We start from the raw sequence: 25,519 nt of genomic DNA, 5'->3' as shown, positions 1-25,519 counted from the left end.
GAGGTACCCCCATGTCCCGTCGCGATGGTGACGCCCTTCCCCTGACAGCGGCCCAGCGCGAGATCTGGCTCGCCGAGCAGCGCTCCCGGACGCCGATCCCGGGCTACCGCGTCGGCGAGTGCCTGGAGATCCACGGGCCGGTGGACCGAGAGCTGTTCGAGACCGCGCTGCGCCGGGTGGTCGACGAGGTCGACGCCCTGCACGTGACCTTCGTCGACGACGGCGAGGGCCCGCGCCAGGTCCTCCGGGAGAGCTGGGACTGGGCGCCGGCCCACCTCGACCTCAGCGGAGAGCCCGACCCCCGGGCGGCGGCCGTGGCATGGATGGAGCGGGACCTGCTGCGCCCGCTTGACCTCGCCCGTGATCCGCTGTTCGGCCACGCGCTGATCAAGGCCTCGCCGACGGCGTACCTCTGGTACCTGAACTACCACCACGTGGTGCTGGACGCCATCAGCAGCTCCATGCTCCGGCAGCGGGTCGGCGAGGTGTACTCGGCACTGGCCGAGGGCGGCGCCGTGCCGCCCTGCCCGTTCGGCTCGCTGCGGGACCTGGTCGACAGCGACGCCGCCTACCGCGCCTCCACCGACTTCGCCGCCGACCGCGCCTACTGGACCGAGCGCTTCGCCGACCTGCCCGCCCCGACCCGGCTCACTCACATCTCCGTGACCGACCCGCACCGCGCCCTCGGACTGGCCGAGGAGCGGGAACTGCGCCGCCCGGACGCCCTGCGCGCGGCGGCGGGACGCTGCGGCGTCCGGTGGTCCCGGCTGCTGGTCGCGGCGACGGCGCTCTACGCCCACCGGCTGACCGGCGACCACGACGTGGTGCTCGCCCTGCCCGTCACCGCCCGTCGGGGCGCCGACCGCGACCTGACGGCGGTGCCGGGCACGATGTCCAACGTGGTGCCGCTGCGGCTGACGGTGCGGCCCGGCATGCCGTGGCGCGAACTCGTCGCCCAGGCGGCGCGGGAGGTCGACAAGGCCGTCGCGCACGAGCGCTACCGCAGCGAGGACCTGCTGCGCGACCTCGGCGCCCCCGGCGGCATCGGGACGGCGTTCCCGCTGATCGTCAACATCATGGCCTTCAACTCCCGGCCCAGCTTCGCCGGGCACCCGGCCTCCGTGCACCACTTCGTGTCCGGGTCGACCACCGACCTCGCCGTCTGGGTCTTCGACTACCGCGACGGCAACCCTCCGCTGCTCCGGCTGCACGGCTCGCCGGAGGCGTACGGCGACGACGACCTCGTCGCGCACCAGCGGCGGCTGCTCGCCCTGTTCGACGCCGTCGCGGACTGCGACCCGGACGAGCCGGTGGGCCGGATCGAACTGCTCACCGCCGAGGAACGCCGCGAACTGGCGGAGCTCGGCTCCGGGCCGGTGGCGCAGGCCCCGGCCGCGAGCCTGCCGGAGCTGTTCCGGGAGCACGTCCGGGCGACTCCGGACCTGGTCGCGCTGGTGTGCGGCGACGTCTCGCTGACGTACGCGGAACTGGACGCGCGGGCCAACCGGCTGGCGCACGCCCTGATCGCCCGGGGAGCGGGCCCGGAGCGGCGGGTGGCGGTGGCCCTGCCGCGCTCGGCGGAGCTGGTGGTGGCGATCCTCGCGGTGCTGAAGACCGGCGCGGCGTACCTGCCGGTCGACCCCGAGTACCCGGCCGCCCGGATCGCGTACCTGCTCGACGACGCCCGGCCGGCCCTGCTGGTCACCGACTCCCGCGGCGAGGGGCGGCTGCCCGAGGCCGCGCCCGTCGACCGGCTGGTGCTCGACGACCCGGATACGGCGGCCCTGGTGACCGGCTGCCCGGCGGCCGATCCGATGGTGGCCGTCGCCCCGGGTCTCCCGGCGTACGTCATCTACACCTCCGGCTCCACCGGACGGCCCAAGGGCGTGCCGGCGACCCACGGCGGCCTGCTCGATCTGCTCACCGACCTCCGGCAGGTGCACTTCGCGCCGGTGCTGAAGGCGCGGCAGCGGCTGCGGGTGGCGCTGACCACCTCGGTGTCCTTCGACGCCTCCTGGAACCAGCTGCTCGCCCTGTTCGGGGGCCACGAGCTGCACGTCCTGGAGCACGCGACCTGGACCGACCCCGACGCCTTCGTCGACTACGCGGCGCGCTGCGGTCTGGACTACCTCGAAGCCACCCCGTCCTACCTCCAAGTGCTCGTATCCCACGGGCTGTTGAGCGACCCGCGGTGGCGTCCGGCGCTGGTCGCGGCGGGCGGCGAGGCCGTCCCGGAGCGGCTGTGGGAGCAACTGCGGTCGGCGGAGGGCGTGTCCTGCCTCAACCTCTACGGACCGTCCGAATGCACCGTCAACTCGGTTGTCGCGCCGGTGGAGTCGAGCCCGCGCCCGGTGATCGGCCGACCGGTCGCCAACGCCCGGCTGTACGTGCTCGACGGCGCTCTGCGGCCGCTGCCGACCGGTGCGGCGGGTGAGCTGTACATCGCGGGCGCGGGACTGGCACGCGGCTACCTCGGCCGGCCGGGGCTGACCGCCGGGCGGTTCGTCGCGGATCCGTTCGGTCCGAGCGGGTCCCGGATGTACCGCACCGGTGACCTGGTGCGCTGGGACGCGGCCGGGAACCTGGAGTTCCTCGGCCGCACCGACGACCAGGTCAAGATCCGCGGCTTCCGCGTCGAGCTCGGTGAGATCGAGGCCGTTCTCGCCGAGCACCCGCAGGTCGCCCGCGCCGCCGTGACGGTGCGCACCGAGGAGGAACCCCGGCTGGTCGCCTACGCGGTGCCCGAGCCCGGCGCCGCCGTGACCGGCGCCGCCCTGCGCGACCATCTGCGGGACCGGTTGCCCCGGCAGCTGGTGCCGGCCGCGTACGTGCTGCTGGACGTGCTGCCGCTGACCCCGAACGGCAAGCTCGACCGGCGGGCCCTCCCGGCGCCCGAGCGACAGCCCGCCGTGCCGGGCCGCGCACCGCGCACCGCGACCGAGCACCTGCTCGCCGGGCTGTTCGCCGAGGTGCTCGGGGTGGCCGAGCCCGGCCTCGACGACAGCTTCTTCGACCTCGGCGGGCACTCCCTGCTGGCCACCAGGCTGGTCGCGCGGGCCCGTTCGCTCCTCGGCGTGGAGCTGCGGCTCGGCGACCTGTTCGACGCGCCGACGGTGGCGGAACTGGCGGCGGCCGTGGACGTCGCGGGCCGGGCGCGTCCGGCGCTGGGGCGGCGCGAGCGCCCGGAGACCGTCCCGCTGTCCTTCGCGCAGCGCCGGCTGTGGTTCCTGCACCGCATGGAGGGCCCGAGCGCCACCTACAACATCCCGCTGACCCTGCGGCTGTCCGGGAGCCTGGACCGGCGGGCCCTGGAAGCCGCCCTGGCGGACGTGGTCGAGCGGCACGAGAGCCTGCGCACCGTCTTCCCGACGGTCGACGACGAGCCGTGCCAGCGGGTGCTGGCCCCGGAGGAGTCCCGGCCGCGGCTGCGGATGACCGAACTCGGCGAGCGCGAGCTGCCCGAGCGGCTGGCGCGGGCGGCCCGGTACGCCTTCGACCTCGCCGAGGAGCCGCCGCTGCACGCCGAACTCTTCCGGCTGGCGGCCGAGGAGCACGTGCTGCTGCTGGTGGTGCACCACATCGCCGGCGACGGCTGGTCGACGGGGCCGCTCTCACGCGACCTCACGGCCGCCTACGCGGCCCGCGCCGAGGGCGCGAAGCCGGAGTGGTCGCCGCTGCCGGTCCAGTACGCCGACTACGCCCTCTGGCAGCGGGAGCTGCTCGGAGACGGCTCGGACCAGGACAGCCTGCTGCACAACCAACTCGCCTACTGGCGAGACCAGTTGGCGGACCTGCCCGAACAGGTGGAGCTGCCCTTCGACCGGCCCCGGCCGACCGCGATGTCCTACCGGGGCGCCCATCTGCCGGTGCGCATCGACGCCGAGCTGCACCAGGGGCTGCGCACGCTCGCCCGCGGCGGCGGGGCCAGCCTCTTCATGGTCCTCCAGGCCGGGCTGGCCGCCCTGCTGGGCAAACTCGGCGCGGGCACCGACGTCCCCGTGGGCACACCGATCGCCGGACGCACCGACGAGGCCGCGGACGACCTGGTCGGCTTCTTCGTCAACACCCTGGTGCTGCGCACCGACCTCTCCGGCGACCCGTCGTTCACCGAACTGCTGGGCAGGGTACGCACCGGCGCGCTCGCCGCGTACGCGCACCAGGACGTGCCCTTCGAGCACCTGGTGGAGGCGCTGAACCCGGCCCGGTCGCTGGCGCACCACCCGCTGTTCCAGACCATGCTCGCGTTGCAGAACGCGCCCCTCGGCACGTTCGACCTGCCCCGGCTGCGGGTGGCGACCGGCCTGGTCCACACCGGGACCGCCAAGTGCGACCTGACCTTCATCCTGGCCGAACAGCCCGGTGAGGACGGCCTGTCGGGCGTCGTGGAGTACAGCACCGACCTGTTCGACGAGACCACCGTGACCGGGATCGTCGAGCGATGGCTGCGGCTGCTGCGCGCCGTCGTCGCCGACCCCGGCCGGCGGATCGGCCAGGTGGACGTGCTGTCGGCCGACGAGCTCCGCGCGCTGCTCCCGGCGCGTACCGACCGGAGCGAGAAGTCGTCGCGGAGCAGCCTGACCGCGCTGTTCGAGCGGCGGGTACGGGCGAACCCGGCCGCGGTCGCCCTCACGGACGGCGAAGTCACCCTGACCTACGGCGAGTTGAACGCCCGCGCGAACCGGCTCGCGCACGCCCTGATCGACCGGGGGGTGGGCCCGGAGCAGCGCGTGGCGCTGGCCCTGCCGCGCTCGGCGGAGCAGGTCGTCGCGGTGCTCGCCGTGCTGAAGGCGGGCGGCGCCTACGTGCCGGTGGACCCGCGGTACCCGGCCGCCAGGATCGCCTACCTGCTGAAGGACGCCCGGCCCGCGCTCCTCGTGACCACGAGCCGGACCGGCGACCTGCCGGGCGCGGACCCGGTGGACCGGCTGCTGCTGGACGCCGCCGACCTGGACGGGCTGCCGGACACGGACCCGGAGGTCCCCCTCGACCCGGGCCACGCCGCCTACGTCATCTACACCTCCGGCTCCACCGGCGACCCCAAGGGCGTGGTCGTCCCGCACCGGAACGTGGTGCGGCTGTTCGACGCCACGGAGAAGCTGTTCGGCTTCTCCGCCGACGACGTCTGGACGCTCTTCCACTCCTACGCCTTCGACTTCTCGGTGTGGGAGCTGTGGGGTCCGCTGCTGCACGGCGGCCGTCTGGTGGTCGTGGACCACGAGACCAGCCGCTCGCCCGGCCGCTTCCTGGAACTCCTCGCCCGCGAACGCGTCACCGTGCTCAACCAGACGCCGTCCGCGTTCTACCAGCTGATGCGGGCGGACGCCGAGCAGCCGCGTGAACTCGCCCTGCGGACCGTCGTGTTCGGCGGTGAGGCGCTGGAGCACGCCCGGCTGGCGAGCTGGTACGAGCGGCACCCGGACGACGCGCCGCGGCTGGTCAACATGTACGGCATCACCGAGACCACCGTGCACGTCACGCACGCGGCGCTCGACCCGGCCGGAACCGCCGCCGGCGAGATCGGCGCGGCCGTCGCGGACCTGCGGACGTACGTGCTGGACGCCCACCTTCGGCCGGTGGCCCCGGGCGTGCCCGGCGAGCTGTACGTGGCGGGCCCAGGTTTGGCGCGCGGATACCTGAACCGGCCCGGCCTGACCGCCGGGCGCTTCGTGGCCGACCCGTTCGGATCACCGGGATCGCGGATGTACCGCAGCGGCGACGTGGTGCGCCGTACGGCGGACGGCGGCCTGCGCTACGTCGGCCGCGCCGACCAGCAGGTGAAGGTGCGCGGCTTCCGGATCGAGCTCGGCGAGATCGAGGCGGCGCTGGCCACGCACCCCGGCGTCGCCCAGGTCGCCGTCCTGGCCCGCCAGGACCGGGCCGACGACACCCGGCTGGTCGCCTACCTGGTGCCGGCCGCGGGTGACGCACCGAGTCCGGCCGCACTGCGCGCGCACCTGCGGGAGCGGCTGCCGGAGTACATGGTGCCGTCGGCGTTCACCGTGCTGGACGCGCTGCCGCTGACCGCCAACGGCAAGCTGGACCACCGGGCCCTGCCCGCCCCCGACCTCGCCCCGGCGGCCACCGCCCGCACCCCGCGCACCCCGCAGGAGCAGGTCCTGTGCGAGCTGTTCGCCGAGGTCCTGGGTGTGGCGTCGGCCGGCGTCGAGGACGGCTTCTTCGACCTGGGCGGGCACTCGCTGCTCGCCACCCGCCTGGCCGCCCGGATCCGCGCGACGCTCGGCGTGGAAATGCCGCTGCGCACCCTGTTCGAGGCGCCGACCCCGGCCGGCCTGGCCGCCGCCCTGGCGGCGGCGGCCGGACCGGCGCAGGCCGCCCTGGCCCGGCGCGAGCGCCCCGAGGCGATCCCGCTGTCGTACGCGCAGCGGCGGCTGTGGTTCCTGCACCAGTTGGAGGAGGCCGGCGCGAACTACCACATCTCCCTGGCCTGGCGGCTCTCCGGGGAGCTGGACCGGCGGGCCCTGGAGGCCGCCGTGGCGGACGTGGTGGCCCGGCACGAGAGCCTGCGCACCGTCTTCCCGACGGTCGACGGCGTGCCGCACCAGCGGGTGCTGGACGTCGAGGCGGCCCGCCCGCGGCTGCTCGTGAGCCGGACCACCGAGGCCGGGCTGCCGGCCGCCGTGGCGGAGGCGAAAGCCCGCCCGTTCGACCTGGCGGCCGATGTGCCCCTGCGCGCCGGGCTGTTCGAGCTGGCGGCGGACGAGCACGTGTTCCAGGTGGTGCTCCACCACATCGCGGGCGACGGCTGGTCGCTGGGCCCGCTCGCACGGGGCCTGACCACCGCCTACGCGGCGCGCCGCCGCGGCGAGGAGCCGCGGTGGGAGGAACTGCCGGTCCAGTACGCCGACTACACCCTGTGGCAGCACGAGCTGCTCGGCGACGCGGCCGACGGGGACAGCCTGTTCGCGCGCCAAGCCGCCTACTGGACCCGCCAGTTGGCCGACCTCCCCGAGCAGCTCCAGCTGCCCGGAGACCGACCCCGCCCGGCGGTCGCCTCGCACCGGGGCGGCACCGTACGGGCCGGGCTGGACGCCGAGTTGCACCGCGGGCTGCGCGAGCTCGCCCGCGCCCACGGCACCAGTCTGTTCATGGTGCTCCAGGCGGGACTTGCGGTGTTGCTGAGCAAGCTCGGCGCGGGCGACGACATCCCGATCGGCAGCCCGGTCGCGGGCCGGACCGACCAGGCGCAGGACGAGCTGGTCGGCTACTTCGTCAACACCCTGGTGTTCCGCACCGACACCTCGGGCGATCCGACGTTCGCCGAACTGCTGGGCCGGGTCCGGGAGACCGCGCTGGCCGGGTACGCGCACCAGGACCTCCCGTTCGAGTACCTGGTCGAAGCCCTCAACCCGGTACGGTCGCTGGCGCACCACCCGCTCTTCCAGGTCATGCTGGTACTCCAGAACGCGCCCCACGCCGACTTCACGCCGCCCGGGCTGCGCGTCGCCGACATGCCGTCGACGTCGGCCACCGCCAAGCTCGACCTGATCTTCACGATGTCCGAGCGGTACGCGCAGGACGGCTCCCCGGAGGGGATCGACGGGTTCGTCGAGTACACCAGCGACCTGTACGACCCGGCCACCGTCGAGACGGTGTTCGGGCGGTGGGTCCGGCTGCTCCGCGCCGCGATCGCCGACCCTCAGCGGCCGCTCAGCCGATTCGGGCTGCTCACCGCCGAGGAGCGCGGTGAACTGACGGCGCTGGGCACGGGGCCGGCGGCCCAGGCCTTCACCGAGAGTCTGCCGGAGCTGTTCCGGGCTCAGGTGCGTGCCACTCCGGACGCCGTCGCACTGGTGGGACCGGAAGTGTCGCTGACCTACGCGGAGTTGGACGCGCGGGCGAACAGGCTGGCACATGCGCTGATCGCGCGGGGCGCCGGACCGGAGCGGCTGGTGGCGGTGGCGCTGCCGCGCTCGGCCCAGCTGATGGTGACGATCCTCGCGGTGCTGAAGACCGGCGCCGCGTACGTTCCCGTCGATCCGGAGTACCCGGCGGCGCGGATCGCGTACATGCTCGACGACACCCGGCCGGTCCTGGCGGTGACCGACGCCCGCACCCGCGGCCGACTGCCGGACACCGGTCCCGCCGGATGGCTGGTGGCCGACGACCCGGAGACGACCGCGCTGGTGGCGGGGTGCCCGTCGACGGATCCCGCGGTGGCCGTCGACCCGCGTCATCCGGCCTACGTCATCTACACCTCCGGTTCCACCGGCAAGCCCAAGGGCGTGGTGGCGACGCACGGCGGCCTGCGCAACCTGTTCGCCGACCAGTGTGCGCTGATGTTCCGGACGGGGGAGCGGATGCGGGTGGGGCTGACCACGTCGGTGTCGTTCGACGCCTCCTGCGACCAGATGTCCTGCCTGTACGCGGGCCACGAACTGCACGTCCTGGACGAGGCGACCCGGTCCGACCCGGATGCCTTCGTCGATTACGCCGCGCGTGCCGGGCTGGACTATGTCAACGCCACCCCGTCCTACCTGCAAGTCCTCGTCGAACGCGGGCTTTTGGACGACCCGCGGGGGCGTCCGGCGGTGGTCTCGATGGGTGGAGAGGCCGTACCGGACCAGCTGTGGGAGCAGCTGAGGGCAGCCGACGGGGTGTCCTGCCTGAACTACTACGGGCCGTCGGAGTGCACGGTGGACGCGGTCGTCGCGCCGCTTGAGTCGAGCCCGCGCCCGGTGATCGGCCGGCCGCTCGCAGGCGTCCGGCTGCACGTGCTCGACACCGCGTTGCAGCCGGTGCCCGCGGGTGTGCCGGGTGAGCTGTACATCGCCGGTGCGGGGCTGGCGCGCGGCTACCTGAACCGGCCGGGCCTGACCGCGGGCCGGTTCGTGGCGGACCCGTTCGGCCCGAGCGGTGGGCCCCTCCTGCCCGAGGGCGGGCGAGGAGGGCGTATGTATCGCACCGGTGACCTGGTGCGGTGGGGACCGGACGGGAACCTGGAGTTCCTCGGCCGCATCGACGACCAGGTCAAGCTGCGGGGATTCCGGATCGAACTCGGCGAGATCGAGGCGGCGTTGGCGGAACACCCGCAGGTCGCGCGGGCCGCCGTGATCGTCCGCCAGGACCGGGAGGGGGACACCCGGCTGGTCGCCTACCCGGTGCCCGCCACCGGGGCGGAGCTCCGGCCGGAGGACCTGCGGGCGCATCTGCGCGAGCGGCTGCCGGACTTCATGGTGCCGACCGCGTTCGTCGTCCTCGACGCCCTGCCGCTGAACGCCAGCGGCAAGCTGGACCGGCGCGCCCTGCCCGAGCCCGAGTACGCGGCGTCCCGGGTCGGCCGGGCCCCGCACACTCCCCAGGAACAGGTGCTGGCCGGGTTGTTCGCCGAGGTGCTGGGCCTGCCGCAGGTCGGTGTCGACGACGACTTCTTCGACCTGGGCGGGCACTCCCTGCTGGCCACCCGGCTGGTGGCCCGGGTCCGCGCGGCCCTGGGCGTGGAACTGGCGCTGCGCACCCTGTTCCAGACCCCGACGGTGGCCGGACTGGCCGCCGTACTGGGCGGCGCGGACCGGGCCCGGCTCGCCCTGGGACGGGCGGATCGGCCCGCGCTGGTGCCGCTGTCGTCCGCTCAGCGGAGGCTGTGGTTCCTGCGCCAACTCGAGGGCGCGGACTCGGTCTACAACATGCCGCTCGCATGGCGGCTCACGGGCCCGCTGGACCTGGCGGCCCTGGAAGCGGCGCTGGGCGACGTCGTCGACCGGCACGAAACCCTGCGCACGGTCTTCCCGGCCACGGACGGCGTGCCCTACCAGCAGGTGCTGGCCACCGGAGCGGCGCGCCCGACGCTGTCGGTCACCCCGGCCGACGAGACGGACCTGCCGGAACTGCTGACGGCGGTCGCAGCGCGCGGCTTCGACCTCGCGGCCGAACCGCCGCTGCGCGCCGAGGTGTTCGCCGTCTCGGCGGACGAGCACGTGCTGCTCCTGGTGACGCACCACATCGCCGGTGACGGCTGGTCGCTGGGCCCACTGGCCGCCGACCTGGCCACCGCCTACGCGGCGCGCCGCCAGGGCGAGGAACCGCGATGGGCGCCACCGCCCGTGCAGTACGCCGACTACACCCTGTGGCAGCACCAGCTGCTCGGCGACCCGGCCGACCAGGACAGCCTGTTCGCCCGCCAGCAGGCTTACTGGAGCGAGCAGTTGGCGAACCTGCCGGAGCAGATCCGGCTCCCCGCCGACCGCCCTCGCCCCGCGACCCCCTCCCATTCCGGCGGCCACCTCGCGATCGAACTGGACGCCGAACTGCACGCCGGGCTGGTCCGGCTGGGCCGGGAGCACGGCGCCAGTGCCTACATGGTGTTGCAGGCCGCGCTGGCGGCGCTGCTGGACAAGCTCGGCGCGGGAGAGGACATCCCGGTCGGCAGCCTGATCGCCGGCCGGACCGACCAGGCCCTGGACGACCTCGTCGGATTCTTCGTCAACACCCTGGTGCTCCGCACGGACACCAGCGGCGACCCGACCTTCGCCGAGCTGCTGGGCCGGGTCCGCGAGGGCGCGCTGGCCGCGTACGCGCACCAGGACCTGCCGTTCGAGCACGTCGTCGAGGCCCTCAACCCGTCCCGGTCGCTCGCCCGTCAGCCGTTGTTCCAGGTGCTGCTCGCGCTGCAAAATGTGCCCCGCACCGAGTTCGCGCTGAGCGGTCTGGCCGCCGAGATCGTCCTGGTGCGGACGCCGACGGCGATGTTCGACCTCGGATTCCACCTGCTGGAGCGCGGCGGCACCGGCGGGCCGGCCGAGGGCATCGTCGGGCGGGTCGAGTACAGCACCGATCTGTTCGACCCCGCCACGGTGCAGGCACTGGTCGACCGGTGGCTGCGGCTGCTGGCGTCGGTGGTCGCCGCGCCGGACCTGCCGCTGAGCCGGATCGACGTCCTCACCCCGGAGGAGCGGCACGAGCTGCTGGTCGTACGCAACGACACCGCCTGCCCGGCTCCCGAGGCCGGCCTGCCCGCTCTGTTCGAGGCGCAGGTCCGGGCCACCCCCGAGGCCCCGGCGGTGGTGTTCGAGGACACCGTGCTGACCTACGGGGAGCTGAACCGCCGGGCCAACCGCCTGGCGCACGCGCTGATCGCGCGCGGGGTGGGGCCGGAGCAGGTCGTCGCCCTGCGGCTGCCGAGGTCGGCCGAGCTGGTGGTCGCCGTCCTCGCGGTGCTCAAGACCGGCGCGGCCTATCTGCCGGTCGACCCGGACTACCCGGCGGCCCGTATCGCGTACATGCTCCAGGACGCACGGCCGGCCGTGGTGCTCGACGACCTCGCGGCCGTCACACCGGACGGGGACCTGCCGGAGCACGATCCGGCCGTCGCCGTGGACGCGCGCCACCCGGCCTATGTCATCTACACCTCGGGCTCCACCGGCAGGCCCAAGGCCGTGGTGATGCCCGCCGCCGGGCTGCTGAACCTGCTGGCGTGGCACCATGGCTCCGTCGGCGGCGAACCCGGCACGCGCACCGCGCAGTTCACCGCGATCAGCTTCGACGTCTCCGTGCAGGAGACGCTGTCCGCGCTGCTGTACGGCAAGACCCTCGTGGTGCCGACCGAGGAGCAGCGCCGCAGCGCCGAGCTGTTCGCCCGCTGGCTGGACCGGCACGGGGTCGATGAGCTGTTCGCGCCCAACCTGGTGGTCGAGGCGCTGGCCGAGGCCGCCGAGGAGGCCGGTCTTGAGCTGCCGAAGCTGAGGCTGATCGCGCAGGCCGGTGAGGCGATGCGCCTCGGCGGCGCCCTGCGCCGCTTCCAGGCCCGCCGACCGGGCCGGACGCTGCACAACCACTACGGGCCCGCCGAGACCCATGTGATCACCGCCTACTCGCTGCCGGCCGATCCCGCCGACTGCCCGCTGCCGGTGCCGATCGGACGGCCGATCGCCAACTGCCGTGTCTACGTGCTCGATTCGGCTCTGCGGCCGGTCGCCCCCGGCGTGCTCGGTGAGCTGTACCTCGCCGGGTCGGGCCTCGCCCGCGGCTATCTGAACCGGCCCGGCCTCACCGCCACACGGTTCGTCGCCGACCCGTACGGCCCGGCCGGCACGCTGATGTACCGCACCGGTGACCTGGTCCGCTGGCGCGCCGACGGCGAGCTGGAGTTCGCGGGCCGGGTGGACCACCAGGTGAAGGTCCGCGGGTTCCGGGTCGAACCGGGTGAGATCGAGGCCGAGCTGGCCGCGCACCCGGGCGTCGCCCAGGTCGCGGTGCTCGCCCGGGAGGACCGGATCGTCGCGTACGTCGTCCCCCTGGCCCAGGCCGGGGCGACCGCGGCGGCGCTGGCGGCGTACCTGCGCGACCGGGTGCCCGACTACCTGGTGCCGTCCGCGTTCGTGCTGCTCGACGCGCTGCCGCTGACGCCGAACGGCAAGCTGGACCGGGCGGCGCTGCCCGCGCCGGAGCCGGGCACGACCGCCGGCGGCCGTGCGCCGCGCACACCGCAGGAGCAGATCCTGTGCGCGTTGTTCGCCGAGGTGCTGGGCGTGCCACGGGTCGGGGTCGACGACGGCTTCTTCGACCTGGGCGGGCACTCCCTGCTCGCCACCCGGCTGGTCTCGCGGGTTCGGGCGACCCTCGGGGTCGAGCTGGAACTGCGCGGCCTGTTCCGGACGCCGACGCCCGCCGGGCTCGCGGCCGGGCTGCACGACGCCGGCGCCGCGCGGCAGGCCCTGGTGCCCCAGCCGCGCCGCGAACCGATGCCGCTGTCGTTCGCGCAGCGCCGGCTCTGGTTCCTCCAGCAGTTCGGGGCGCCGAGCGCCACCTACCACCTGCCGCTCGCCCTGCGGCTGTCCGGCGACCTCGACCGGGCCGCGCTGAGCGCCGCGCTCGCCGACGTGGCGGCCCGGCACGAGACCCTGCGCACGGTCTTCCCGCACACCGCCGGAGTCCCGTACCAGCGGGTGCTGGACACCACCGAGGCCACGGTCCCGCTGACCGTACGCGCGGCCGGCGACGCGGAGATGCCCGCCCTGCTGCGCGAGGCGGCGGTGCGGGCATTCGACCTCACCTCGGAAGTGCCGCTGCGGGCCGAGCTGTTCGCGCTCGCGCCGGACGAGCACGTGCTGCTGCTGGTGCTGCACCACATCGTCGGGGACGGCTGGTCCATGGGCCCGCTGGCCCGTGACCTGGCCACCGCCTACACCGCACGGCAGCGGGGCGGGGCGCCGGCCTGGCCGCCGCTGCCGGTGACGTACGGCGACTACACCCTGTGGCAGCACGAGATCCTCGGCGACGAGCACGACACGGACAGCATGTTCGCCCGGCAAGTCGCTTACTGGACAGATGAGTTGGCCGGACTGCCCGAGCAGTTGCGGCTGCCTGCCGACCGGCCGCGGCCGGCCGCCATGTCGTACGGCGGCGACCTGCTGGAACTCCGGATCGACGCCGAACTCCACGCGTCCCTGGTGGAGTTGGCGCGACGCTCGGGTGCGACCCTGTTCATGGTGCTCCAGGCCGCTTTGGCGGCGCTGTACACGAGGCTGGGGGCGGGCACGGACATCGCGATCGGCAGTCCGATCGCGGGGCGTACCGACGAGGCGCTGGACGACCTGGTCGGGTTCTTCATCAACACCCTGGTGCTGCGCACCGACACGAGCGGGGATCCGACGTTCGCCGAGCTGCTGGGGCGGGTGCGGGAGACGGCGCTGTCGGCGTACGCGCATCAGGACGTGCCGTTCGAGCACCTGGTGGAGGCGCTGAACCCGTTCCGCTCGCTGTCCCACCACCCGCTGTTCCAGACTGGGTTGGTCGTCCAGAACGCGCCGGGCGGTGACTTCGAGCTGCCGGGTCTCAAGGTCTCCGGGGTGACCGTGCTCACCGGGACCGCGCGGCTCGACCTGACCTTCGGGTTCACGGAGGAGTACGGGCCCGACGGCGCGCCGGCCGGGCTCGGCGGCGCGGTCGAGTACAGCACCGACCTGTTCGACCGCCCGACGGTCGAGGCCCTGGTCGCCCGGTGGACCAGGATGCTGGCCGCGGTCGCCGGCGCGCCCGACCGGCCGATCGGCGGGATCGACCTGCTGTCGGCCGAGGAGCGCCGCGCACTGCTGCCCGCCGTCGAGGGCGGCGCGGCGGGGGTGAGTCTGCCGGAGCTGTTCGCGGCGCAGGCGATGGCGACACCGGACGCGGTCGCTCTCGTCTGCGGTGACGCGAAGCTGACGTATCGTCAACTCGATGCTCGGGCCAACCGGTTCGCGCACGCCCTGATGGCTCAAGGGGTCGGTCCGGAGCAGGTCGTGGCCGTGGCCCTGCCGCGGTCGGTGGAGTCCGTGGTGGCGGTCCTGGGTGTGCTGAAGGCCGGGGCCGCGTACCTCCCGGTGGATCCGGCGTACCCGGCGGCGCGGATCGCGTTCATGCTGGACGACGCGCGGCCGGCCGAGGTGGTCGACGATCCGGCGACGGTGACCGACGGGAACTGGCCGGACACCGACCCCCGGACCGCGCTCGACGTCCGGCATCCGGCCTACGTGATCTACACCTCGGGCTCGACGGGTCGACCCAAGGGCGTCGTGGTGAGCCACGCCGGCGTGTCGGGCCTGGTGGCGGCGCAGGCCGACCGGCTCGGCGTGGCGCCGGGCAGCCGGGTGCTCCAGTTCGCCTCGCCCAGCTTCGACGCGTCCTTCTGGGACCTGTGCGGTGCCGTGCTCACCGGCGCCGCCCTCGTCCTGGCCCCGGCCGAGGCCCCGCTGGAGGCCCTGACGGACCGCCGGCTCGACGTCACCCATGTGACCCTTCCGCCCTCGGCCCTGGCCGCGGTGGAGAGCACCGGCCTCACGGCCGCCACCCTGGTGGTGGCGGGCGAGGCCTGCGCGCCCGAGCTGGTGGCCCGGTGGGCGCCGGGCCGGCGGATGATCAACGCGTACGGTCCGACGGAGACGACGGTGTGCGCGACCATGAGCGACCCGCTGTCCCCGGGGTCCGGCGTACCGCCGATCGGCCGGCCGGTCGCGGGCTTCCGGGTGTACGTCCTCGACGAGCGGCTGCGTATCGTGCCGCCGGGGACGGCGGGGGAGCTGTACGTCGCCGGCCCCGGCCTGGCGCGCGGGTACCTGAACCGGCCGGGGCTCACGGCCGGGCGGTTCGTCGCCTGCCCGTTCGGCCCGGCGGGTGAGCGCATGTACCGCACCGGGGACGTGGTGCGCCGCCGGACCTGGGGGTCCCCCCGGCCGGAGGCTGGGGGAGAGCTGGAGTACGTCGGCCGTGCCGACGACCAGGTGAAGGTGCGCGGCTTCCGCGTCGAACTCGGCGAGGTCGAGGCGGCGCTGGCCGAGCACCCCGCCGTCGCCCAGGCCGCCGTGCTCGCCCGGGACGACCGGCTCATCGGCTATGTCGCGGCCCGTCCCGACACGGCCTCCACCAGCCTCCGGCCGGCGGGACCCCCGAGCCCTGCGGAGCTGGCGGCGTACCTGCGGGACCGGCTGCCCGACTACCTGGTACCGGCCGTCTTCGTGGTGCTGGACACGCTGCCGCTGACGCCGAACGGGAAGCTGGACCGGGCGGCATTGCCCGCTCCCTCTCCCTCTCCCGAACCCGGCTCGGCCGAGGCCGGGCGGGCGCCGCGCACGCCGCAGGAGCAGATCCTGTGCGAGCTGTTCGCCGAGGTGCTCGGCGTGCCGCGGGTCGGGCTCGACGACGACTTCTTCGACCTGGGCGGGCACTCCCTGCTCGCCACCCGGCTGGCCGCGCGGGTGCGCTCGGTGCTCGGAGCGGAACTGGGGCTGCGCGCGCTGTTCCAGGCGCCCACCGTGGCCGGCCTGGCCGAGGCGCTGACCGGGACCGGCCCCGCCCGCCCGGCGCTGGCCACGCGCGAGCGGCCGGAGGCGGTGCCGCTGTCCTTCGCCCAGCGCCGACTCTGGTTCCTGCACCGCATGGACGCCGCCGCCGCGACCTACCACATCCCGCTGGCGCTCCGGCTGACCGGGACGCTCGACCGGGCGGCGCTGGACGAGGCGCTGGCCGATGTGGTGGCCCGGCACGAGAGCCTGCGGACGGTGTTCCCGGAGGTCGACGGCGTACCCCGCCAGCACGTCCTCCCCCCGGCCGAGGCACGGCCCCGGGCGCGGCTGACCGAGGTGCCGGAGGCCGAACTGACCGAGCAGCTCGCCGAGTTCGCCCGGCGGCCCTTCGACCTGGAGGCCGAAGCGCCGCTGCGGGCGGAGCTGTTCGCGCTCGCGCCGGACGAGCATGTGCTGCTGCTGGTGATGCACCACATCGCCGGTGACGGCTGGTCCACCGGCCCGCTGGCACGCGACCTGGCCGAGGCGTACGCCGCCCGGTGCGAAGGCCGCGCGCCGCACCGGCCGGCCCTGCCGGTGCAGTACGCCGACTACACGCTGTGGCAGCGCGACCTGCTCGGCGACGCCGCCGACCCGCAGAGCCGGTTCGCCGAGCAGCTCGACTACTGGAAGCGTCAGCTGTCCGACCTGCCGGAGCTGCTCCAACTGCCCACCGACCGGCCGAGGCCGGCCGTCGCCGGCCGGCACGGGGACCACGTCGGCCTCGAATTGAGCCCCGAACTGCACGCGGCGCTGGTGGAGTTGGCTCGCACATCGGGCGCGAGCCTGTTCATGGTGCTCCAAGCCGCGTTGGCGGCGCTGTACACGAGGCTGGGCGCGGGCACGGACATCCCGATCGGGAGTCCGATCGCGGGGCGTACCGACGAGGCGCTGGACGACCTGGTCGGGTTCTTCGTGAACACGCTGGTGCTGCGCACCGACACGAGCGGGGATCCGACGTTCGCCGAGCTGCTGGGGCGGGTGCGGGAGACGGCGCTGTCGGCGTACGCGCATCAGGACGTGCCGTTCGAGCACCTGGTGGAGGCGCTGAACCCGTCCCGCTCGCTGTCCCACCACCCGCTGTTCCAGACGATCCTGGCGGTGCAGAACGCTCCGATGGGCCGGTTCTCCCTGCCGGGCCTGGACGTCGCGACCTACGCGGTGGCCACCGAAACCGCCAAGTTCGACCTCGGTGTGAGCCTCGTCGAACAATTCGGTCCGGACGGGAGCCCGGCGGGGATCGTCGGCGCGGTGGAGTACGCCACCGACCTGTTCGACCGCTCGACGGTCGCGGCGCTCGCCAGGCGCTGGACGCGCCTGCTGGAGGCGGTCACCGCCGACCCGGGCCGGCCGATCGGACGGATCGAGCTCCTCGACGCCGACGAGCGGCACCGTCTGCTGGAGCGGGGCGACGCGACCGCCCGGGAGGCGGAGGCCGTCCCGGTGCCGCGGGCGTTCACGGCGCAGGTGGCGGCGACACCGGACGCGGTCGCGCTGGTGTGCGGCGCGGCCGAGTTGACGTACCGGCAGCTGAACGCCCGGGCGAACCGGTTCGCGCATGCGCTGATCGCGCGGGGCATCGGCCCGGAGCAGACCGTGGCCGTGGCCCTGCCGCGCTCGGTGGAGTCCGTGGTGGCCGTCCTGGGCGTGCTGAAGGCCGGGGCCGCGTACCTGCCGGTGGACCCGGCGTACCCGCGGGCGCGGATCGCCTACATGCTGGACGACGCCCGCCCGGCCGCGATGATCGACGACCCGGCGACGGTCGCCGACGGCGACTGGCCGGAGACCGACCCCGTGGTCGCGCTCGACGTCCGCCATCCGGCCTACGTGATCTACACCTCGGGCTCGACCGGCCGCCCCAAGGGCGTCGTGGTCGGCCACGGCGGCGTCGCGAGCCTGGTCGCCGGACAGATCGAGCGCTTCGCGATCGAACCCGACAGCCGGGTGCTCCAGTTCGCCTCGCCCAGCTTCGACGCCTCGGTGTCGGAGATCTACACCGCCCTGCTGCGCGGCGCGGCCCTCGTGCTGCCCCCGACGGCGGACCCGGTGGCCGCGCTGACCGACCCGGACCTCGCGGTCACCCACGCGACCGTGCCCCCGTCCGTCCTCGCCGCCGTGCCGGACGGCTCGCTGCGGGTGTCGACGCTGGTGGTGGCGGGCGAGGCGTGTCCGCCGGAACTGGTGGACCGCTGGGCGCCGGGCCGTCGGATGATCAACGCGTACGGCCCGACCGAGACCACAGTGTGCGCGACCATGAGCGACCCGCTGTCCCCAGGGGCGGGCGTGCCGCCGATCGGCCGTCCGATCGCGGGCGCCCGGGTGTACGTGCTCGACGAGCGGCTGCGGCCGGTGCCGACGGGCGTGGCGGGGGAGCTGTACGTCGCGGGCGCGGGACTGGCGCGCGGCTACCTGAACCGGCCGGGCCTGACGGCCGGACGGTTCGTCGCCTGCCCGTTCGGGGCTGGTGAGCGCATGTACCGCACCGGAGACCTGGTGCGCTGGCGCGGCGACGGCGAGCTGGAGTACGTCGGCCGTGCCGACGACCAGGTGAAGGTGCGCGGCTTCCGCGTCGAGCCCGGCGAGGTCGAGACGGCCCTGGCCGAGCATCCCGCCGTCGCCCGCGCCGCCGTCCTAGCCCTGGACGACCGGCTCGTCGGCTACGTCGTCCCGCGCGAGGACGAGGTCCGGGACAGCGGCCTGGAAGCGGACCACGTCGGCGAGTGGCAGGACATCTACGACGCCCTGCCCATCACCCCCGGCGAAGCCGGCTTCGGCCAGAACTTCGTCGGCTGGAACAGCAGTTACGACGCGAGCCCGATCCCGGTCGAGCAGATGCGGGAGTGGCGGGACGCCACGGTGGCCCGCATCCTGGCCCTGCGCCCCCGCCGGGTGCTGGAGGTCGGCGTCGGCACCGGACTGCTGCTCTCGCGGATCGCACCGCACTGCGAGACCTACTGGGCGACGGACTTCTCCGCCACGGCGGTCGACGCGCTCACCGCGCAGGTCGCCCGGCAGGACGACCTCGCCGAGCGCGTGGTACTCCAGACCCGCCCGGCGCACGACACCGACGGCCTGCCGGCCGGGCGGTTCGACACCGTCGTGATCAACTCGGTGGTGCAGTACTTCCCGTCCGCCGACTACCTCGCGGACGTGATCGGGAAGCTGATGCGGCTGCTCGCCCCCGGCGGCACGCTCTTCGTCGGCGACGTCCGCAACCTGCGGCTGCTGCGCCCGCTGGCCACCGCGGTCCAGCTGCACCGCGCCGGTGCCGGCGGCGACCTCGCAGCGGTGCGCCGCGCGGTGGAGCAGGCCGTCAGGGTGGAGAAGGAACTCCTGGTCGACCCGGACTTCTTCACCGAACTGCGGGAGCACGGCACGGACATCGGCGCGGTGGCCGTGGAGGTCAAGCGCGGCCGCCACCACAACGAACTGACCCGCTACCGCTACGACGTGACGCTGCACAAGGCCCCGGTCGCTCCGGCGGCCCCGGGCCGGACGGTCGAGCTGGAGTGGGGCCGCCGGCTCTCGGGACCGGCCGAGCTGCGCGAACTCCTCGCGCAGCCGCCCGCCGACGTGCTGCGGATCACCGGCGTGCCGAACCGCCGGGTGCTGCGCGAGGCCGCCCTTTCCCTGGCGGTGCACAACGGCGACACCCCGCTCGCCGAGCTGCTGGAGCGGCTGCACGATCCGGAGGAGAGCGAACTCCCCGACCCGGAGGACTTCCGGGCCATCGGGCTGGAGTTCGGCCGCTGGGTGGGCGTCACCTGGTCGGCCACCGAGGCCGACGCCCTGGACGTCGTCTTCGCCGATCCGCGGGCGTGTCACGGCTCCCCGGTCGAGCCGTACCGGTCGGCCCGGACCACCGGCAGGCCGCTGTCGTCGCTGACCAACCGCCCGACCGGCGGCCGGGGCGCCGGCGCCCTCATCGGCGAACTCCGCGCATGGCTGCGCGGGCGACTGCCCGACTACCTGATCCCGTCGGCGTTCGTCGCGCTGGAGATGCTGCCGCTGACGGCCAGCGGCAAGCTCGACCGTCGCGCGCTGCCCGCACCCGACCTCGGCCCGGCCGGAGCCGGGCGGGCGCCGCGCACCCCGCAGGAACAGCTCCTCGCCGGGCTGTTCGCCGAGGTGCTCGGCCTGACCCAGGTCGGCGTCGAGGACAGCTTCTTCGACCTGGGCGGACACTCACTGCTGGCGACCCGCCTGGCCTCCCGCGTCCGGGCGGCCCTCGGCGCGGAGCTGGAAGTCCGGACACTGTTCGAGACGCCGACCGTGGCCGGCCTCGCGGCCCGCCTCGACGGCTCCGGCACGGCGCGGCCCGCGCTGACCGCCCGACCGCGACCCGACCGCGTGGAGCTGTCCTTCGCCCAACGCCGCCTGTGGTTCCTGCACCGGATGGACGGGCCCAGCGCCACCTACAACATGCCGCTCGCGCTGAGCCTGACCGGCGAACTCGACCGCCCGGCCCTGCACGCCGCGCTCGCGGACGTCATCGCCCGGCACGAGAGCCTGCGGACGGTCTTCCGCGAGACGGACGGCGTGCCGTACCAGGTCGTGCTGAGCGCTGCACAGGCGCACCCGGAGCTGCCGGTGGTCGAGCTCGACGAGAGCCGGCTCGCCGAGCGGCTGGCGCAGACGGCCCGGCGGGGCTTCGACCTGGCGGCGGAACCGCCGGTCCGTGCGGAGCTGTACGCACTCGCGCCCGACCGGCACGCGCTGCTGGTCGTGGTGCACCACATCGCCGCCGACGGCTGGTCGATGGGGCCGCTCTCCGGCGACCTCGCGGCCGCCTACGCGGCGCGCTGCCGTGGCGAGGAGCCGCGGTGGTCCCCGCTGCCGGTGCAGTACGCCGACTACACCTGCTGGCAACGCGACCTGCTCGGCGTCGCCGCCGACCCGGACAGCCTGTTCGCCCGGCAACTGGCCTACTGGAAAGAAGAGTTGGCGGGCATTCCGCAGCAGGTGCAGCTACCCGCCGACCGGCCCCGGCCGCCGGTGGCCTCCCAGCTGGGCAGCCGGGTCGCGGTCCTGCTGGACCCCGAACTGCACCAGGCGCTGCGGGAGTTGGCCGCCGCGCGCGGCGCCAGCGTGTTCATGGTGCTCCAGGCCGGCCTCGCCGCGCTGCTCACCCGGCTCGGCGCCGGCACGGACATCCCCGTGGGCAGCCCGATCGCCGGCCGCACCGACCAGGCGCTGGACGAGCTCGTCGGCTTCTTCGTCAACACGCTGGTGCTGCGCACCGACACGAGCGGCGACCCCGGCTTCGCCGAACTGCTCGACCGGGTGCGGCAGAAGGCGCTCGCCGCCTACGACCACCAGGACGTGCCGTTCGAGTACCTGGTCGAGGTGGTCAACCCGGCCCGCTCGCTGTCGCACCACCCGCTGTTCCAGATCATGCTGGCCCTTCAGAACGCGCCGGTGGGCGAGTTCACGCTGCCGGGTCTCCAGACCTGCCACCTGGAGGCGTCGACCGGGACCTCGCGGGTCGACCTGACGTTCAGCCTGGCCGAGCAGTTCCGCCCGGACGGCGGCCCCGACGGCCTGGCCGGCGCGGTGGAGTACGCCACCGACCTGTTCGAACCGGCCACCGTGGAGCTGCTGTTCGAGCGCTGGGCACGCCTGCTGCGCGCGGCGGTCGCCGACCCCGGCCGGCCGATCAGCCGGATCGACATCATGTCCGACGAGGAACGCGGCCGGCTCCTGTCCGGGGCGACCGGTGCCGCGTTCGAGCTGCCCGAGGCCGCGCTGCCGGAGCTGTTTGCCCGCCAGGTGCGCGCCACCCCGGACGCGGTGGCCGTCGTGGCGGGCGCCACCGAGCTGACCTACCGGGAACTCGACCAGCGGTCCAACCGCCTCGCGCGGGCACTGATCCGCCAGGGCGTACGACCGGAGACACCGGTCGCGGTGCTGCTGGACCGCTCGGCGGACCTCGTTGTGGCGCTCCTGGCGATCATCAAGGCGGGCGGCGCCTACACGCCCCTCGACTCGCGCTTCCCGCAGTCCCGGATCGACCTGATCCTCCAGGAGGCCGGGGTCGCGCTCGTGCTCACCGAGGAGGCGCTCACCGCGTTGATCTCGGGGGAACCCGACTCGTCCGCCGTCGAAGTGCGCTGCGATCAGCGGCAGTTGGCCTACATCATGTACACCTCCGGCTCGACCGGCCGGCCGAAGGGCGTGGCCGTCACCCACCGCGACGTGGCGGGCCTCGCGCTCACCCCCGAATACCGCGGCGGCGGACACGAACGGGTGCTGATGCACTCCCCGACCGCCTTCGACCTGTCGACCTACGAGCTGTGGGTGCCGCTGCTGAACGGCGGCCGGGTCGTCGTCGCACCGCCCGAGCGGCTCGACCTCGACCTGCTGCAACACACGATCAGCACGCACGGGGTGACCGGTCTGTGGCTGACGGCCGGCCTGTTCCGCCTGGTCGCCGAGGAGCGGCCGGCCCTGCTCGCGGGGGTGCGCGAGGTCTGGACCGGCGGTGACGTGGTCTCCCCGACCGCCGTCGCCCGGGTGCTGGCCGCCTGCCCCGGCATCGAGGTGGTCAACGGCTACGGGCCCACCGAGGCCACCACCCTGGCCACCCGCCACCCGGTGCACACCCTCCCCGAGCACGCCGCGACCGTGCCGATCGGCGCGCCGATGGCGAACATGCGCGCCTACGTCCTCGACGACCGTCTGCGGCCGGTGCCCACGGGCCTGGTCGGCGAGTTGTACCTCGCGGGGACGGGCGTGGCCCGCGGATACCTCGGCCGGCCCGGCCTGACGGCGGAGCGCTTCACCGCCGACCCGTACGGGCCGCCCGGAAGCCGGATGTACCGCACCGGCGACCTGGCGTGGTGGCGGACGGACGGCACGTTGGAGTTCGCCGGACGGACCGACCACCAGGTCAAACTCCGCGGCCTGCGGATCGAGCCCGGTGAGATCGAGGCGATCCTCGCGAGCTGCCCGGGCGTCGCCCAGGCGGCCGTCGTGGCCCGCGAGGACCGGCCCGGCGACAAGCGGCTGGTCGCCTACCTGGTGCCCGCCCCCGAGGGCGCGCCCGACGCCGGCGAGCTCTCCGGGCGACTGCGCCGTGAACTGCCCGACTACATGGTGCCGTCGGCGTTCGTCACCCTGGACACGCTGCCGTTGACCGCCAACGGCAAGCTGGACCGGGCCGCCCTGCCCGCCCCCGAGTACGGCGCGCCGGGCGCCGGGCGCGGCCCCCGGACGCCGCAGGAGCAACTGCTGTGCGGCCTCTTCGCCGAGGTCCTCGGCCGGGAGCAGGTGGCCGTCGACGACAACTTCTTCGACCTGGGCGGGCACTCGCTGCTGGCCGCCCGTCTGGCCTCCCGCGTCCGCGAGACCCTCGGCCTGGAGCTGGGCCTGCGCATGCTGTTCGAGGCGCCGACCGTGGCCGGCCTCACCGAGCGCCTGGTCATGAACGACCCCGACGACGCCCTGGACGTGGTGCTGCCGCTGCGTTCGACCGGGGCCGGCACACCGCTGTTCTGCGTCCACCCCGGCGGCGGCATCAGCTGGTCGTACAGCGGGCTCCTGAACCACATCGGTCCCGAGCACCCCGTCTACGCGATCCAGGCGCGCGGCCTCGGCCGCCCCGAGCCCCTGCCGACGTCCTTCGAGGAGATGGCGGCCGACTACGCCGACCAGATCCGCAAGATCCAGCCCGAGGGCCCGTACCTGCTGCTCGGCTGGTCCGCCGGCGGGCTGATCGCCCACGCGCTCGCCTGCGAGCTACAGGCGCGCGGCGAGCGGACCGCGCTCCTTGCCGTCCTCGACGCCTACCCGGTGAAGGACGTTCAGTTCGAGGAGACGCCCGTGCCCACCGAGCGGGACGTGCTCGTCGGTGTGCTCGACGTCGACCCGGACGAACTGGGCGACCGGGAGCTGACCTACGGCGAGGTCGCCGAGGTCCTGAACCGGCGGGGCAGCGCCCTGCAAGGCCTGTCGGAGCAGCAGATCGAGGTCATCGTCCACATCATGATCAACAACGCGAAGCTGGCGGTCGACTTCGTCCCCGCCGGGTTCGACGGCGACCTGCTGCTGTTCAACTCGACGATCGACCGCGACGGGGACGACGCCGGGCCCGCGACCTGGCGCCCGTACATCGCGGGCCGGATCGAATCACACCAGATCACCACCCGGCACAACAAGATGACCGAAGCCGGCTCGCTGGCCCAGATCGGACCGATCCTGGCCGCCCGCCTCACCGAGGCCACCGGTGACACCACCCTTTCCCACCAGGAGGACTGACCCATGACCAACCCGTTCGAGGACCAGGACGGCACCTTCCTCGTGCTCACCAACGACGAGAACCAGCACTCGCTGTGGCCGCAGTTCGCGGACGTCCCCGACGGCTGGAGCGTCGCCCACGGACCCGACACCCACGCCGCCTGCCTGGAGTACGTCGAGCGGACCTGGACCGACATGCGGCCCAAGAGCCTCGCCGACGCCATGAACGCCCATCGGTAGCGCGGTCCGCAGTGAACCTGACCGAGACCACCGACGAGGCCCGCGACAGCGCGGGCCTCGCCCGGTCCGACGACCTCGCCGCGGCCCTGCTCACGCCCGAGGCCCGCCGGGACCCGTACCCGTTCTACGCCCGCATGCGCCGCGAGGACCCGGTCCACCGCAGCGCCCAGGGCATCTGGTACCTCACCCGGTACGCCGACGTCGAGGCGGCCCTCAGCGACCTGCGGCTGTCCAACGACCGGGACCGGATGACCCGCGCCTACACCGCGCTCGGCGGCGACCTCAAGGCCTTCAGCCGCCTCACCGACCGGCTCGGCCGGGTGATGAGCAACACCGACCCGCCGGACCACGCCCGGCTGCGCAAACTGACCAACCGGGCTTTCACCGCCCGGCGCGTCGAAGCCCTGCGCGACGGCATCCAGCGGATCGTCGACCGGCTCGTCGACGAAGCGGTCGCGGCCGGGCCGGCCATGGACCTGCTCGAGGCCGTCGCCTCCCCGCTGCCGATGTCCGTCGTCTGCGAGCTCTTCGGCATCCCGCCCGAGGACATCCCGCGGGTCAAGACCTGGTTCCACCGCTTCGGCCGGCTCAGCGAGGACATCGACGAGTCCGAGGCGGCGATCGAGCAGTACGAGGAGTACCTCGCCCGACTCGTCCGACGCCGCCGGGCGGACCCCGGCGACGACCTCATCAGCGCCCTGGTCGCCACCCAGGCACAGGACGACCGTCTCACCGACTCCGAACTGCTGGCCACCTGCTTCGTCCTGATCACCGCCGGCGACGAGACCACCACCCACCTGGTCGGAAACGGCATGCTCGCCCTGCTGCGCCACCCCGGCCAACTGGCCCGGCTGCGCGAGGACCCGGCGCTGATCCGCCCGGCCGTCGAGGAACTCGCCCGCTACGACACGCCGACCCAGGCCATCGTCCGGGTCGTCGCCGAGGACATGGAGATCGGCGGCCGGACACTGCGCGCGGGCGAGCTGGTCTACCTGTTCCTCGCCGCCACCAACCGGGATCCCGAGCGCTTCCAGGACCCCGACCGGCTCGACCTGACCCGCCCCGGCAACCGGCACCTCAGCTTCGGCAACGGCCCGCACTTCTGCCTCGGCGGCCCGCTGGCCAAGCTCCAGGCGGAGGTGGCCGTCGGCACGCTGGTCCGCCGGCTCCCGCACCTGCGGCCGGCCGACGGCGCGGTCCTCGACTGGCGGCCCAACCCGCTGCAACGGCGGCTCACCGCGCTTCCGCTCACCTACTGACCCAAGAAC

At 74.2% G+C, this 25,519-nt stretch carries 3 protein-coding genes; all 3 read left to right on the top strand.

The genetic code is table 11. From position 1 onward, the window contains the following. Positions 1–11: 11 nt before the first annotated feature. From ACFYX4_RS32775 to ACFYX4_RS32765, 3 genes are read left to right on the top strand one after another with little or no spacing between them, the layout of a single operon-like run. Complete coding sequence (locus ACFYX4_RS32775; RefSeq protein ID WP_389340976.1) at positions 12–24,032, top strand: non-ribosomal peptide synthase/polyketide synthase; 24,021 nt, start codon at positions 12–14, stop codon at positions 24,030–24,032. A gap of 3 nt (positions 24,033–24,035) precedes the next feature. Continuing rightward, positions 24,036–24,251 (top strand): MbtH family protein, encoded by a 216-nt coding sequence (locus ACFYX4_RS32770; RefSeq protein WP_389340973.1) that lies wholly within the window; start codon positions 24,036–24,038, stop codon positions 24,249–24,251. A gap of 11 nt (positions 24,252–24,262) precedes the next feature. Next, entirely contained in the window at positions 24,263–25,510 is a 1,248-nt protein-coding gene (locus ACFYX4_RS32765) for a cytochrome P450 (protein WP_389340970.1), read from the top strand. Positions 25,511–25,519: the final 9 nt, after the last annotated feature.

It is taken from the genome of Streptomyces sp. NPDC002328 (assembly GCF_042890065.1).
Classification (GTDB): Bacteria; Actinomycetota; Actinomycetes; order Streptomycetales; family Streptomycetaceae; genus Streptomyces.
Note: the sequence above shows the minus strand (reverse complement) of the source record. Positions and strands in the feature narration are given on the sequence as shown.

What these genes read in the sequence shown, in the direction of transcription:
- ACFYX4_RS32775 (WP_389340976.1), top strand. Translation starts at nt 12, where the DNA reads ATGTCCCGTCGCGATGGTGACGCCCTTCCCCTGACAGCGGCCCAGCGC.
- ACFYX4_RS32770 (WP_389340973.1), top strand. Translation starts at nt 24,036, where the DNA reads ATGACCAACCCGTTCGAGGACCAGGACGGCACCTTCCTCGTGCTCACC.